This is a genomic window from Bradyrhizobium sp. GW821-FHT12B03, from assembly GCF_058807535.1.
In genome coordinates, this window is the sequence record NZ_JBXAQU010000019.1 from 48,316 (window position 1) to 61,953 (window position 13,638).

A 13,638-nucleotide genomic window follows, 5' to 3' on the forward strand; every position below is an offset into this window, starting at 1 on the left:
ACGCATGCGCAAACCGCATCATGCGATCGTTTCGATCGCCATCCTCACACTTGCCGCCGTCGCACTACCCACCGACGTCCGCGCCCAGGCCGCACTCTCCTATGACGAGCTCGCCAAGAGCGAGGCGTCAGCCAATGCCGAGAACGGCAAACGGGTCGCGCCCGTCAAGTCGATCACCAATCCCGCCAACGACGTCAGCTCCGACATGCAGGCCATGATCGGCGCGCCCTTTCCGCCGCATTTCAATGCGGACCCGAAAACCGCGGCGGAATGGAAGGAACTGATCGATCGCCGCGCAAGACTGTCAATCGCAGGCGTTCCCGCGATGAAGGACAAGCTCGGCGTCAAGGTCGAGGAGACCAAAATCGCGGGCGTGCATTGCTTCATCGTCACGCCGAACAAGATCCCGCCCGAGAACCGGCGACGCCTTCTGGTCCACGTCCATGGCGGCGGCTATGTGTTCGGACCCGGCGAAGCCGCATTGCCGGAAGCCATCATGATGGCGGGTTTTGGCGGCTTCAAGGTGATCTCGGTCGACTACCGCATGCCGCCCGACTTCCCCTATCCCGCCGCGATGGACGATGCGATGGCGGTCTGGAAGGAAGTCACGAAGACGCACGACGCACGGCGGATGGCGATCTTCGGAACGTCGACGGGCGGGGCGATGACGCTTGCGATGGTGCTGCGGGCCAGGGACGAGAAACTGCCGAAGCCGGCGGCGATCGCACCGGGCACGCCGTGGTCCGACATCGACAAGGTCGGCGACACCTATGCCAGCAATGAGTGGGTCGACAATGTGCTGGTGACCTGGGACGGCTGGCTCGGCCGCGCCGCAAAGCTCTACGCCAACGGCACGGACCTGAAGAATCCCTACATCTCGCCGATCTACGGTGACTTCAAGGGCTTCCCGCCGACCATCCTGACGTCGGGCACCCGCGATCTGTTCCTCAGCAACACGGTTCGCACCCATCGCAAATTGCGCCGCGCCGGCGTGATTGCAGATCTCAACGTCTACGAGGGCCAGTCTCACGCGCAGTACCAGTTCAACGTCAATGCGCCGGAGACCCGGGAGGCCTTTACCGACATCGCGAAGTTCTTCGATCGATATCTGAAGGAATGAGTGCTGCGACGGATATCGGATGCCCGCGCTTGTCGCGGGCATCCGTGTGCCCTAAATATCGCGTCTTGCGAGACGGCGTATCCGTGAATGGGGCAGGTTGCGATGAACTACTGGCTGGTGAAATCCGAACCGTCGGTGTGGTCCTGGGACCAGCAGGTGGCGAAGGGCGCCAAGGGTGAAGCCTGGACCGGCGTGCGCAATTACACAGCGCGCCAGAACCTCGTCGCGATGAAGAAGGGCGACAAGGCGTTCTTCTATCATTCCAACGAGGGCAAGGAGATCGTCGGCATCGCGGAGATCATCAAGGAGGCCTATCCCGATCCGACCGACAAGACCGAAAAATTCGTCTGCGTCGATATCAAGGCCGACAAGCCCTTGAAGACACCGGTGACGATGGCGGCGATCAAGGCGGACAAGAAGCTCGCCGACATGGCGCTGGTGAAATATTCGCGCCTGTCGGTGCAGCCGGTGACGGCCGAGGAGTGGAAGCTCGTCTGCAAGATGGGCGGGGTGTAAGTCAGCGCCGCCGTAGCCCGGATGGAGCGGAGCGCAATCCGGGCTACGATATCGGAGCTTGCGTCTCCGGCAAAGTGAACACCTCGCAAGGCGCCGCAATCCCACGCAGCGAATGCGGTCCGAGCGCAACGAGAGGCATGTCCGTCTCGGCGGCAAGCGCGCCCGACACCAGCACGGTTTGGCCGAGCGACTTGCACAATCCTTCGAGCCGGCTGGCGAGATTGACGGCGGGACCGATCGCCGTGAAATCGAGCCGGTTGGCCGCGCCGATATTGCCCCACAACATCTCGCCGAGATGGAGCGCGGCACCGAACGCGAGCGGCGGCAACCCTTGTGCGCGGCGCTCGGCGTTGAGATACGCCATCCCGGCTTCGGCTGCGCTTGCGGCTCGCAAGGCCGCATCGCAGGCGCGACGTGGTGACGCCTCGACCACCGGGAAGATCGCGAGCACGCCGTCACCGATGAATTTCAGCACCTCGCCGCCAAAGGCGTGAACCGCACCGGCGATGCGATCGAACCAGGCGTCGAGCGCCGCGATGACCTGGGCCGGCGGTGTGGTTTCCGACAGGCTCGTGAAGTTGCGCAGATCGGCATAGAGCAGCGCGGCCTGAATGGTCTCGCCGAGATCGCGCCGCAGCGGTGCCGCCAGCACGCGCTCGGCGCTGCGCTTGCCGAGATAGGCATCCAGCGTCGCCCGCAACGTGGCGCGCGCGGCGAGCACCGCAAGAGGCGTCGCGGCAAAGCGCGCGGCCTGGCGCAGCTGCTCGATTTCATCCGCACTGAACGGACGCGGTCCGATCCAGCCGAGCAGCGGTCCATCGGACCGCCCGACGATGTCCTCATGCACCTCGCCGTCCGCAATGCCGCGGAGCCAGCGGCGACCCGCATCGTTGGGCGGATCGGGTGCCAATCCGCCTGGTGCAAAGCCGAGCGCTTCGATCACCGTGCCGTTCTCGGCTCGCCACAGCCACGTCCGCTTCGCGATCAGCGGGTGTGGCACTTCCAGCGTCAGGCTGCCCGCCGCAAGCGGCACGCCGTCGGCGATCAGATGCGCGCCGAGTTCCGCAAGCAGACGGTCGGCCCCGGGACTATCGGAGGCAGCGTCAATGAGCCAGGCGAGGGTAGGAGCGAGGTGCATGGCCCGATGATGACGAAGCAAGGCCGTCTTTGTCACGGGCAATCCTTGACGGGGCACTGCGGCGCCGCCATGTCCCAGGATCAGCCCAGGGATGATCGCCGATGACAGAACCGTTCATAGTGCGACGCGAGACCCAGATCGCAGCCCCACGTGCCACCGTCTTTGCTTATTTGACCGATCCCGAGAAGATCTTGAGCTGGATGGGCTCCGACGCGACCACGGAGCCGCATCCCGGCGGGCTCTATCTGCTCAAGGGAGTCGGACCGCGCGGCGGCGTCGCCCGCGGCGCCTTCCGCGAGGTCGTGCCGGTGCATCGTCTGGCCTACACGTTCGGCTGGGAGGGCGGCCAGGAAGTGCCACCCGGCTCGAGCCTGATCGAGATCGACCTGATCGAGCGCGACGGCGGCACGCTGCTGCGCATGACCCATAGCGGGCTGCCGACCGAGCAACAGGCCGCCGCGCACGCGAAGGGGTGGGCGCACTATCTGGAACGGCTCACCTCTGCGGCCGCGGGCAGCGATCCCGGTCCCGACAACGGTGTTTCAGACAAAACGTAGCGACGAGCGGCTTAAACCGCCGCGGTCGCGACCACCTGCTGCAAGAGCTGCTCGCGCCTCGCCTGCGAGCGCTGGCCCTTCATGGTCGCAGCGAAACGCTCGAGGATGCCGTCCTCGAAGGCGGTGACGATGGTGTCGTGGACATAGCTCTTGCGGCAGATCGCCGGCGTGTTGGAGAGCTTGTCGGCCGCGGCGCGGATCGCGTCCAGCACCTGCTTCTTGCGGCCGCGCTGGCTGGTCGCCGGCGTGATCCGCGACAGCGATTCGACGACGACGGCGGACGCCATCAGCGTACGAAAATCCTTCAGCGAGATCTTGATGCCGGCGATTTCGCGCAGAAACGCATTCACCTGCGTGGTGCTCACCGCGCGCACGATGCCGTAGGCATCGCGATACTGGAACATGCGCTTGCCGGGAACGCCCTGCAAAATGCCGATGGCACGCACCAGCTTGGCCGCGTCGCACTCTTTCCGCACCGCCTTGCCGCCCTTTGCCTTGAAGGTCAGCACGAAGCAATCGTCTTCGAGCGTGACATTGGATTTCAGCAGCGTGGTGGCGCCACGGGTGCCGTTGAGGCGGGCGTAGGATTCGTTGCCGGGACGGATCGCGGTGCGCGCGATCAGCTCGATCACCGCCGAGAGTGCGAATTCGCGCGTCGGCTCGTCGCCCGACAGGAACGCCGACACCTTGCGCCGGATCTTTGGCAACGCGCCGACGAGCTTCTCCAGGCGATGCGCCTTGCGGTGCTCGCGGACCTTCTCCCAGTCGGCGTGATAGCGGTATTGCAGCCGGCCCGCGGCGTCGCGTCCCACCGCCTGGAGATGCGTGCTCGGATCGGCCGAGTAGCGCACCTCGCGATAGGCCGGAGGCACCGCCATGGCGTGCAGCCGGCGGATGGTGCGGGCGTCGCGGATATGCGCGCCGTTGGGGCGAACGAAGGAATAGCCCTTGCCGCGCTTGATGCGGCGGATGGTCAGCTCGTTCTGGTCGCCGAGCCGCAGGCCCAGCTCCCTGGCGAGCGCCTCGACCGTCGCCGCAGGCGCCGTATCGAAGACTTTTTTCGGGCTGGGACGCCCTGATGCGGCCGGTTTCGGCCATTGTCCGAGGGCCTTGGCCAGAGCGATAGCAGCAGGATCGGCCGAAGCGGGCCGCATCGTCCCGAGATTCTGCTGATCCATCATAGTGTTACGCCTTAGCCCTGCCTGTTATTGGTCAATGCCGCTGTTCTGATTTTTGTTCCAAGGGTCTCTTGGACGGACTCTTGGACGGTCTCTTGGGACCCGGGTTGGCCATTTAGGGTGTTCCGAACCGTATTGCGAGTCCCGAATCAGTGAGAGACGGTTCCTAAATACCTCCGAAGGGCGCATGGGGCTCTGCGCAGGCCTGTTCCGGCGATTTGGGTAAAGAGCCAAAGGCCCCGCCCGGCCTGTTTCAGATTTGCGACAGCCGGCCTGTGCACCTTGATCCTCCGCATGGTCGGCCGCTCGCCGAAGGTCCAGCTTGTGGTCCTTGTCGGGTCCGGTTAGCCCGACGCATAATCGGTTCAACGATCAAGTCGGCCTGCCAGTCGCTTGTGTTCGGCTTGCCGTATGTGGAGGGAAACATGTCCGAGAAGATTTACGACGTCCCGGCGGAGTGGGCGAAGCGCGCCTGGGTCGACCATGCCAAGTACAAGGAAATGTACGCCCGCTCGATCTCGGACCCGAACGGTTTCTGGGCCGAACAAGCCAAGCGCATCGACTGGATGCATGCGCCGACGAAGATCGAGAACGTCTCCTTCGCGCCCGGCAACGTCTCGATCAAATGGTTCGAGGACGGAATCCTCAACGTCGCCCATAACTGCATCGACCGTCATCTGCACAAGCGCGGCAACCAGACCGCGATCATCTGGGAAGGCGACGATCCCTCGCAATCCCGGCACATCACCTACAAGGAGCTGCACGACGAGGTCTGCCGGATGGCCAACATCCTGCGCACCCGCAACGTCAAGAAGGGCGACCGCGTCACCATCTATCTGCCGATGATCCCCGAGGCCGCCTATGCGATGCTGGCCTGCGCGCGGATCGGCGCGATCCACTCCGTGGTGTTCGCGGGCTTCTCGCCCGACAGCCTCGCCCAGCGCATCAACGACTGCCAATCCAAGGTGATCATCACCGCGGACGAAGGCCTGCGCGGCGGCAAGAAGGTGCCGCTGAAGGCCAATGTCGACGCCGCGCTCGCCAAGGCCGACGGCGTCGACTGGGTCGTCGTGGTCAAGCGCACCGGCGGCAAGGTCGACATGAACCCGACCCGCGACCTCTGGTATCACGAGGCGGCGGCGATGGTGACGACGGAATGCCCGGTCGAGCACATGCACGCCGAGGATCCGCTGTTCATCCTCTATACGTCAGGCTCGACCGGCCAGCCCAAAGGCGTGCTGCACACCTCCGCCGGCTATCTCGTGTTCGCCTCGATGACGCATCAATACGTCTTCGACTATCACGACGGCGACATCTACTGGTGCACCGCCGACGTCGGCTGGGTCACCGGCCACAGCTACATCCTCTACGGACCGCTCGCCAACGGCGCGACCACGCTGATGTTCGAGGGCGTGCCGAATTATCCGGATAATTCGCGCTTCTGGAACGTCATCGACAAGCACAAGGTCAACATCTTCTACACCGCGCCGACCGCAATCCGCGCCCTCATGCAGAGCGGCGACGAGCCGGTGAAGAAGACCTCGCGCGCGTCGCTGCGCCTGCTCGGCTCGGTCGGCGAGCCGATCAATCCGGAAGCCTGGGAGTGGTATCACCGCGTCGTCGGGGACGACCGCTGCCCGATCGTCGACACCTGGTGGCAGACCGAGACCGGCGGCATCCTGATCACGCCGCTGCCGGGCGCGACCAAGCTGAAGCCGGGCTCGGCGACGCAGCCGTTCTTCGGCGTGGCGCCCGAGATCGTCGACGCCGACGGCAAGGTGCTGGAAGGCGAGACATCAGGCAATCTGTGCCTGACGCGGTCGTGGCCGGGCCAGATGCGCACGGTCTATGGCGACCATGCCCGGTTCGAGCAGACCTATTTCTCGACCTACAAGGGCAAGTACTTCACCGGCGACGGCTGCCGGCGCGACGCCGACGGCTATTACTGGATCACCGGCCGCGTCGACGACGTCATCAACGTCTCCGGCCACCGCATGGGCACCGCGGAGGTCGAGAGCGCGCTGGTTGCGCATGAGAAGGTGTCGGAAGCCGCCGTGGTCGGCTTCCCGCACGACATCAAGGGCCAGGGCATCTACGCCTATGTCACCCTGATGGCCGGCATCCAGCCGTCCGACGATCTGCGGAAAGAGCTCGTCACCTGGGTGCGCAAGGAGATCGGCCCGATCGCCTCGCCCGACCAGATCCAGTTCGCACCGGGCCTGCCAAAAACCCGCTCCGGCAAGATCATGCGCCGCATCCTGCGCAAGATCGCCGAGGACGAGCCGGGCAGCCTGGGCGACACCTCGACCCTGGCCGATCCCGGCGTGGTCGACGACCTCGTCAAGAACCGGCAGAACAAGAAGTCGGCGTAGGGCCATCGTCCGTCATCCCAGGGTGATGCGCGAGCATCGAACCCAGGAGCTCGTAGTATTGGACCTCCCAACGGGGCCGCGCTTGCGTGGCCCCGTCGTTTGCGCGGATCGTCACCGGTCCTGCAATGTTGCTCGCGGAAGATTCCGGGACTAACCTGAGGTTGTTCTTTCAAGGCGATTATTCGAGGGCTGATGCTTGGCCGATATCTTTTTCAGCTATGCCAAGGTTGATCGCGCGCAAATCGAACCCATTATTCACGCGCTCGAAACCGAGTGGGCGGTGTGGTGGGACGAGGATCTTCAGATCGCGAGATCTTTTAGCGAGGAGATCGAGGAAGAGCTGAATAAGGCTCCTTGCACGATTGTCGCGTGGTCGAAAGCGTCTACGAAATCCAAATACGTTCTTGATGAAGTCGGGCTCGCCCATGAGGCGAACAAGCTCATCCCGATCTCGCTGGACGGCACCAAGCCGCCGTTAGGCTTCCGAGGAATCCAGACCGGTGATTTTTCGAAATGGCAAGGAGACCGTAACGCTCCGGAGTTCGTGAAGCTTCGTCAAGCAATTCAGTTGAAAGTGGGAGTTCGCCCCGCTCCGACCAAGTCAACTTCATCACCTGCCGACGAACTTCCTGGTTCGACCGGCGCGACACCTGCGCAGGAGCGACAGCTCGAAAATGCGCATAAGTCCTCAGACCTTAAATCCTTTCGGGGGTGGCTGACGGCAATAGCTATGGCCATGGCTGCGAGTGTCACTATCGGCATCTTCGTCATTCCGAATTGGCCCGCCCAGCGCACAGCGAGCGCGCCCCCGACGCCGACCCCAACGCTCACATCGACACCAGCTGCTTCCAACGGATATACGATCTACCTGCACACGAAGCGCCCGCAGCAGCAGATCGACGAACTGGCGAAGAAGCTGCGGCAAGCCGGATATGAGCTGGCTACTCCGGATACCGCCGTCGATAACGACGACAAGCCAGACAAGGTATCGCCGCGTTCAGGCATCGACTACGCTGCCGGGGATCGGAAGAATTATGTGGCCGCGGCCAATGCCGCTGTGATCGCTAACGAGCTATTGGGCACTAACATCAATCCGCGCGGACAAACCATGGCGGCCAACAAGCTCGGCCTTTGGCTGCCTTATCGCGGCGACTACACCGCCTCTCTCTTCTTTGCCGGCAACTTCGACCGCGATCGCGACATCAAGCCGTTCGCGCGCGGGATGGAGTCGCTGGGCTGGAAATGGCAGGAACCGACCGGCGGCGGCACCCGGACCGAGGCGGCGGCGCGCCTTTGCGAAGTGCGGTACGGGCAGGAGGACGACCGCTCGTTCGCCAAGCTGCTGGCCAAGGACGTTGCAGGCATGGCCCCTGCCGGCGCGGGGATACGCATCGCTCCAGGCGAGGTCAGCGTTAAACAGGATCCCAGCGTCGGTGCAAGCGCGCTTCAGATCTGGATCGGCTCGGGGATCTGCAAATAGCCGCCGGCCCGCGCGACCCGGATCGGCCCTCCCCGGCACCTCCTCGCGCAATTGTCACAACCCGCGGCTCCTCCCCGCATCTTTCCCGCCGAGTGTTGTTTTCATGTCATTTACTTTATTTCGAACATTTCCTTTGTTCCCCCTGCTGGTTGACCCTTGGCGGCCGCGCGTGGAAACCATCCGGTTAACGGGCGCGGTTAACATTGTGGGCGAGCGGGCAATTGCCGGGTTTGCGTAGATTTGGACGACCCGTTCGGGGCAACGGAAGGGGAGCATCGATGTCGATGAGGATTGTGGTGGCGGCGGCGGCCACCATCGGGGCAGGGATCTTGATGTCGACGGCGGCGCAGGCGCGGCCGGAAATGGTGGGGACGCGCCTGGCCGACTATTCGCCAGGCACCATCGTGGTCAAAACCAACGAGCGGCGGCTCTATCTCATTCTCGATAACGGCCACGCCGTGCGCTATCCGGTCGGCGTCGGCAAGTCCGGCAAGCAGTGGGCCGGCACGACCCGCATCGACGGCAAGTACCGCAATCCGGCCTGGTCGCCGCCCTCCGAGGTGAAGCGCGACAAGCCGCAGCTTCCGGACGTCATTCCCGGCGGCTCGCCGCGCAACCCGATGGGCGTTGCCGCGATGACCCTCGCCGGCGGCGAATATGCGATCCACGGCACCAACGTGCCGGGCTCGATCGGCGGTTTCGTCTCCTACGGCTGCATCCGCATGCTCAACGACGACATCACCGACCTCTACGGCCGCGTCTCCGTCGGCACGACCGTGATCGTGACGCGCTGATCGGCCGGGATCGGAAGAATTGAAAGAGCCGCGTCCTCGACGCGGCTCTTTTGTTACCAGAAGCGCCAGCTGCGCGCGCACCAGCCGTTGCGATGGCCGCCATTGTAACTGCGTGCGTAACCGCCCGCGAGCAGCACGGCCGAGACGTTGGCGGTGCGTTTGGTCGCGACGTCGGCGAGGACGCGGCCATACTTGTCGGGACCGATATTGGTGATCGTGACACCGCCCTGACCGAGCAGATTGCGCAGCGCATCGGTGGCGGCCTCAGCCTTGTCCAGCTCCTCCTGGCACGACGCCTTCATCTCGGGTGCGTCGATGCCGCGCAAGCGGACCCGCGCGACGAGATCGCGGCCGCCCTGCTGATGCACGCGCGCGAGAAAGGTGTCGCCGTCGATCGTGCGGATGACGTCGACGGGCTGGCGGGCATCGGCATGGCCGGACTGCCGAAGGATGATCTCGATATCCTGCGAGCGGCCGTCGGCGTCATGAGGAACGGGCCAGTTCGTTCCATGCCGGAAGGTGAGCACGATTGCCACGACGACGCCGACCACGAACATCCACGGCAACAGCCCCGAGAAACGGCGGCCGAATGGCGAGCCGCCGAACCGCGGCCGATAAGCATTGGGGCGATCCTGGAAACGCATCAACCGATGCTAGGGCTGAGTCGGGGATGACGGCAAGGCACGGTCGGACGCGCGGCCTGCTGCCAACGCGCGCCTCGTCCGGATCGTGACCGATCGTAAATTCCACCTATGCAGAGAACGCTATTCCAAGCGCGACGGATAAGGCAGCCGCAACGCTCCCGTTGTCGATTAACTCACCCGCTCTACGCGCGCTGCATCTTCGATCGAGTTGGTTTTACGCCAAGCTGCATCGAGCTTTACCACGAGCCGATCGCTAGCTTCGAGGGTGACGGCCGTGGCTAGAGTGCTCATATGCTCTGCCGTCCATAGCAGATGGCTGTCGGACCAGAGTTCTTGTGTCCAAAGGATGGCATTGCATAAGCCCGGCGCGACAAGGTCCAGGCTCAACTCGCCGGGATAAGGTGCCGTTTGCGTCTCAGCACCGTAGTTGATGTCGACAACCTGGCTTTCTCTGCTCAGTTTGCGGAATGCGCCGCGCAGATAACGATAACCTCCACTTCCCCACGATGGAGACCATTCGTAGTCAGCGCTGATGCGCGGGCGCGCCATCGTGTGTTGTAACTCCATGCGTGCCGTCTCGAACAGCGTCGTCAAGCTAAGCTGATACCGCTTTTCCATATCGGAAATAGTGCGGCGCAGATCATCTAGTTCGGTACCGGCGTCGACACCGGGCCATTCACAAGCAACACCGGAATAGCGAACCCGGTCCGGTATGATGATGCAATTCGGCCTACCGAATTGCTCGCGCAAAGCGTAAACAAGCGTTGAGCGAGCCTCGTCGACAACGAGATGATTCGTATAGACGAAGGCGATAATGGCATCGAAGCCACCATTGAGCGTGTCGCGCGACTGGGTTGTGAGATCGCCTTCGACGAAGCGGATCTTGTTTGAAAGACCATTCTCCTCGGCTAGGGCGCGCGCGAGTTCCACGTTCTCGCGATCGATCGCAACGACCTCAGAAGCGCCCGCCTTCGCAGCGAGGAACGACATGAGCCCGGTACCACAGCCGGCGTCGAGCACGCGCATTCCGGGTCGGATGAGCCGTTCGATGGCGCGTGCAACGGCCATGGTGCGATCGACTCGTGCGAGCAGCCTGACATGCGTAATACTAGAGAACAGTGGGTTGTGAAAGGAATGGGCAGGTTTCGTGGCTGTCGACATCGGCGGAAGTCCGGGTGCTATGGTTGATTTCACTTTCAATTCGGGTGTTAGCATCGCTCTCGGAGACCGACGCGAAGCGAAATTCTCATAACGTTGCCGGCGGGAAGATCAGTACCGGCGATTCAGATCATAAGCTTCAATCGTGTGAGCAGTTCCGACAGCTCGGGAGCGCGGTGTCTGGAACTGGTCGTCCGGCTCCGCTCAAGATTCTTTCACCTGTTCATAGGCTATTGCTATCTTGAGATGTGTCAACGACATTCGATACCTATACCCGCTTAAGTAGATTCATCCCGCCGCCGGAATGGCCCCTGGCGCGGAGCGCACCTTAGCAAGTTACGGATTCGGATCAGGGAATTGCGACAGACGGCTCGCGTTTGGGCGCCCGATCCGCTCCACTAGCGTGGCGGATCAGACGTTCGCCAAACTGGTGCTGCGAAAATGGGAGCGACCACGATCTCGGACGCCATCTCCGATGGCTTGCCGCGCAGCCGGATGTCGCGGCTGCGACCACCCTTGCCGGAGGCGAATGCGCGATTCACGTCACCAACCGGCCCGGATCGGTCGGCGGCTTCGTATCCTATGACTGCATTCGCACACTGAACGAAGACGTTTCCGATCTCTACAGCCACGTTTCGCTCGCCACCACAAATGGTCGTGGGCCGCTGACGGAATTGATGCCGCGCGGCTTGCTGTTTGCGGCGCATCCACGCGCTGAACGACGCTATCATCGCCGTCACCAGCCTCGTTTCGGGTGATCACGATCGGCTGAAGCAGCGCGACCCGTAATTCTACCACCAGATGTGACAATGTTCCGTGCCTACTTTGCATGAAGTTGCATTTCGTTTACGCGAATTTCAATTTTTGGTTGCCAACTGGCAAGGGTATTTGCTGGGACGGGGGTTCACGATGGCATCTTTCAAATTTCGTATCGGCACAAAGCTCGGCATCGTCTCAGCGATCAGCATCCTGCTGGTCGGTGGCATGCTGGTCAATCAGGCGCTGGGCAATCGGTCGATTGTCGCATCCAACGGCTTGTTAATTCTCAACTACCTCAACAAGGGCAATGCGCAGTCGGCGCAGACAGCGATAGCGCGGGCGCAGACAACCGCTCTTGAGATCGCGTCCGCGCAGTCAGTCGCAAGAATCGATGAGCTCCTTCCGGTTCTCCGCGCCAACGTGACCAAAGCCGACACGGAGATTGATGCCGCGCGAGATCGGGCCAAGCAACAGTTTACAAAGGATGCCTATCAGGCGGCCCGGCAAGCGGTGGATGCCTATCTGACCAGCGCCATCGAGCTTGCGGAGGCGCAAAAGCGCGTCATTGGCGCCAATGGAGGGGCCGCGGCGGAAGCGGCGAAGGCCCGCGTTCTTAACGAGCGTACGTTCCCGGCGGCTGCCCAAGTCAACGCTGCCATTGATAAAGGGGTGGACATCGCCAACGAATACGCGGCCAAGCGTAAGAGCCAAGTGCTGGAGGAATTGGATTCTACCGCCAATTTGGCGCTCATAATCGGCGTGGCCGTCATGTTGACGCTGATCGGTTCCGCAGTCTTCGCGGTATTGAACATCGCCCGACCGATCCGGCATATCGGCGGTGTGCTGCTGCAGCTCGCCGACGGCAACAAGGCCATCGAGATTCCCTTCACGACCCGTGGCGACGAAATCGGTGACAACGCCCGTGCGGCCCGTACCTTCAAGGACAATCTGATCCGCATCGAGCAGATGGAAGCCGAGCAGAAGGATCTGGAGGCCGCAGCCGCCGCCCGGCGCAAGGATGAGATGATGAAGCTCGCCGGTGCGTTCGAAGCCGCGGTCGGTAGCATCATCAACTCGGTATCATCAGCCTCCAAGCAACTCGAATCCGCCGCCGGCACGCTGTCGGGGACGGCAGAGGAGACGCAGCAACTCTCCGGGATGGTGGCCGCAGCTTCCGAAGAGGCCTCCACCAATGTCGGCGCTGTGGCTTCCGCCGCAGAAGAGATGAGCACGTCGGTGGTCGAGATCGGACGGCAGGTGCACGATTCCAGCCGCATCGCCGGCGAAGCGGTGAGGCAGGCCGAGCGCACCGACGCGCAGATCAACGAATTGCTCAAGGCTGCGGGCCGGATAGGCGACGTCGTCAAGTTGATCACCGCGATTGCGGAGCAGACCAACCTGCTGGCGCTGAACGCCACGATCGAGGCGGCTCGCGCCGGCGAGTCCGGCCGCGGCTTCGCCGTGGTCGCGAGCGAGGTCAAGGCCCTCGCGGCACAAACCGCGAAGGCCACGGAGGAAATCGGCGCGCAGATCGCCGGCATGCAGAGTGCGACGGAAGACTCCGTTGGCGCGATCAAGGAGATCAGCGCCACCATCGCCAGGATCTCGGACATCTCGACGACCATCGCTGCAACCATTGAAGAGCAGGGTGCTGCGACGGCCGAGATTGCGCGCAATGTCAACGAGGCGGCGAAGGGAACCGTCGAAGTTGCGGACAAGATCGCTCAGGTCAGCCAGGGCGCCAGCGCCACCGGCGCTGCGTCCGGACAGGTGCTGTCATCGGCGCGCTCGCTCTCCAGCGAGAGCGGACTCCTGAAAGCCGAGGTCGAGAAGTTCCTCGAGACGGTGCGCGCGGCCTGATTTGATTTGCGGCGAAGCGGCGAGCATCGCGTCGATGCTCGCCGCTTCGCAACCCCGGTAAG

At 63.1% G+C, this 13,638-nt stretch carries 11 protein-coding genes and 1 pseudogene; 8 read left to right on the forward strand and 4 right to left on the reverse strand.

Annotation, left to right across the window (positions count from 1 at the left end):
• The first annotated feature begins 4 nt into the window (after positions 1-4).
• On the forward strand, positions 5-1,120 hold the full coding sequence (locus tag AC1RUR_RS29365) for an alpha/beta hydrolase (RefSeq protein ID WP_492850532.1): 1,116 nt from the start codon (positions 5-7) through the stop codon (positions 1,118-1,120).
• Between the two features lie 102 nt (positions 1,121-1,222).
• Entirely contained in the window at positions 1,223-1,636 is a 414-nt protein-coding gene (locus AC1RUR_RS29370) for an EVE domain-containing protein (protein ID WP_492850739.1), read from the forward strand.
• A gap of 43 nt (positions 1,637-1,679) precedes the next feature.
• Here the strand turns inward: AC1RUR_RS29370 and AC1RUR_RS29375 are convergent, their stop codons facing one another.
• The gene (locus AC1RUR_RS29375) at positions 1,680-2,774 is read right to left on the reverse strand and encodes an adenylate/guanylate cyclase domain-containing protein (protein WP_492850741.1); all 1,095 of its coding nucleotides are present in this window, start codon (positions 2,772-2,774) and stop codon (positions 1,680-1,682) included.
• A 101-nt stretch (positions 2,775-2,875) separates the two neighbouring features.
• On the opposite strand from AC1RUR_RS29375, the gene AC1RUR_RS29380 reads away from it, so the two are divergent.
• On the forward strand, positions 2,876-3,331 hold the full coding sequence (locus AC1RUR_RS29380) for an SRPBCC family protein (RefSeq protein WP_492850535.1): 456 nt from the start codon (positions 2,876-2,878) through the stop codon (positions 3,329-3,331).
• An 11-nt stretch (positions 3,332-3,342) separates the two neighbouring features.
• Here AC1RUR_RS29380 and AC1RUR_RS29385 read toward each other — a convergent pair whose 3' ends face one another.
• Entirely contained in the window at positions 3,343-4,512 is a 1,170-nt protein-coding gene (locus AC1RUR_RS29385) for a DNA topoisomerase IB (RefSeq protein WP_492850537.1), read from the reverse strand.
• 422 nt (positions 4,513-4,934) lie between these two features.
• Here AC1RUR_RS29385 and acs point away from each other — a divergent pair, with 422 nt between their 5' ends.
• The 3 genes from acs (at position 4,935) to AC1RUR_RS29400 (ending at position 9,155) form a co-directional block, all read left to right on the forward strand.
• Positions 4,935-6,881, forward strand: coding sequence for an acetate--CoA ligase (acs, locus tag AC1RUR_RS29390; protein WP_492850539.1), 1,947 nt, complete (start codon positions 4,935-4,937; stop codon positions 6,879-6,881).
• 196 nt (positions 6,882-7,077) lie between these two features.
• Complete coding sequence (locus tag AC1RUR_RS29395) at positions 7,078-8,361, forward strand: toll/interleukin-1 receptor domain-containing protein (protein WP_492850541.1); 1,284 nt, start codon at positions 7,078-7,080, stop codon at positions 8,359-8,361.
• Positions 8,362-8,639: 278 nt separating this feature from the next.
• Positions 8,640-9,155, forward strand: coding sequence for a L,D-transpeptidase (locus AC1RUR_RS29400; protein ID WP_492850543.1), 516 nt, complete (start codon positions 8,640-8,642; stop codon positions 9,153-9,155).
• A 53-nt stretch (positions 9,156-9,208) separates the two neighbouring features.
• Here AC1RUR_RS29400 and AC1RUR_RS29405 read toward each other — a convergent pair whose 3' ends face one another.
• Together AC1RUR_RS29405 and AC1RUR_RS29410 are read right to left on the reverse strand one after the other, a co-directional pair.
• The gene (locus AC1RUR_RS29405) at positions 9,209-9,799 is read right to left on the reverse strand and encodes a thermonuclease family protein (RefSeq protein ID WP_492850545.1); all 591 of its coding nucleotides are present in this window, start codon (positions 9,797-9,799) and stop codon (positions 9,209-9,211) included.
• Between the two features lie 168 nt (positions 9,800-9,967).
• Entirely contained in the window at positions 9,968-10,867 is a 900-nt protein-coding gene (locus AC1RUR_RS29410; protein WP_492850547.1) for a methyltransferase domain-containing protein, read from the reverse strand.
• A gap of 546 nt (positions 10,868-11,413) precedes the next feature.
• On the opposite strand from AC1RUR_RS29410, the pseudogene AC1RUR_RS29415 reads away from it, so the two are divergent.
• Both AC1RUR_RS29415 and AC1RUR_RS29420 read left to right on the forward strand, forming a co-directional pair.
• Positions 11,414-11,607, forward strand: a pseudogene (locus tag AC1RUR_RS29415) (L,D-transpeptidase); the annotation flags it as partial.
• A 259-nt stretch (positions 11,608-11,866) separates the two neighbouring features.
• Entirely contained in the window at positions 11,867-13,576 is a 1,710-nt protein-coding gene (locus tag AC1RUR_RS29420) for a methyl-accepting chemotaxis protein (RefSeq protein WP_492850549.1), read from the forward strand.
• Positions 13,577-13,638: the final 62 nt, after the last annotated feature.

What these genes read in the sequence shown, in the direction of transcription:
- AC1RUR_RS29405 (WP_492850545.1), bottom strand. Translation starts at nt 9,799, where the DNA reads ATGCGTTTCCAGGATCGCCCCAATGCTTATCGGCCGCGGTTCGGCGGC.
- AC1RUR_RS29380 (WP_492850535.1), top strand. Translation starts at nt 2,876, where the DNA reads ATGACAGAACCGTTCATAGTGCGACGCGAGACCCAGATCGCAGCCCCA.
- acs (WP_492850539.1), top strand. Translation starts at nt 4,935, where the DNA reads ATGTCCGAGAAGATTTACGACGTCCCGGCGGAGTGGGCGAAGCGCGCC.
- AC1RUR_RS29365 (WP_492850532.1), top strand. Translation starts at nt 5, where the DNA reads ATGCGCAAACCGCATCATGCGATCGTTTCGATCGCCATCCTCACACTT.
- AC1RUR_RS29370 (WP_492850739.1), top strand. Translation starts at nt 1,223, where the DNA reads ATGAACTACTGGCTGGTGAAATCCGAACCGTCGGTGTGGTCCTGGGAC.
- AC1RUR_RS29410 (WP_492850547.1), bottom strand. Translation starts at nt 10,867, where the DNA reads ATGGCCGTTGCACGCGCCATCGAACGGCTCATCCGACCCGGAATGCGC.
- AC1RUR_RS29375 (WP_492850741.1), bottom strand. Translation starts at nt 2,774, where the DNA reads ATGCACCTCGCTCCTACCCTCGCCTGGCTCATTGACGCTGCCTCCGAT.
- AC1RUR_RS29420 (WP_492850549.1), top strand. Translation starts at nt 11,867, where the DNA reads ATGGCATCTTTCAAATTTCGTATCGGCACAAAGCTCGGCATCGTCTCA.
- AC1RUR_RS29385 (WP_492850537.1), bottom strand. Translation starts at nt 4,512, where the DNA reads ATGATGGATCAGCAGAATCTCGGGACGATGCGGCCCGCTTCGGCCGAT.
- AC1RUR_RS29400 (WP_492850543.1), top strand. Translation starts at nt 8,640, where the DNA reads ATGTCGATGAGGATTGTGGTGGCGGCGGCGGCCACCATCGGGGCAGGG.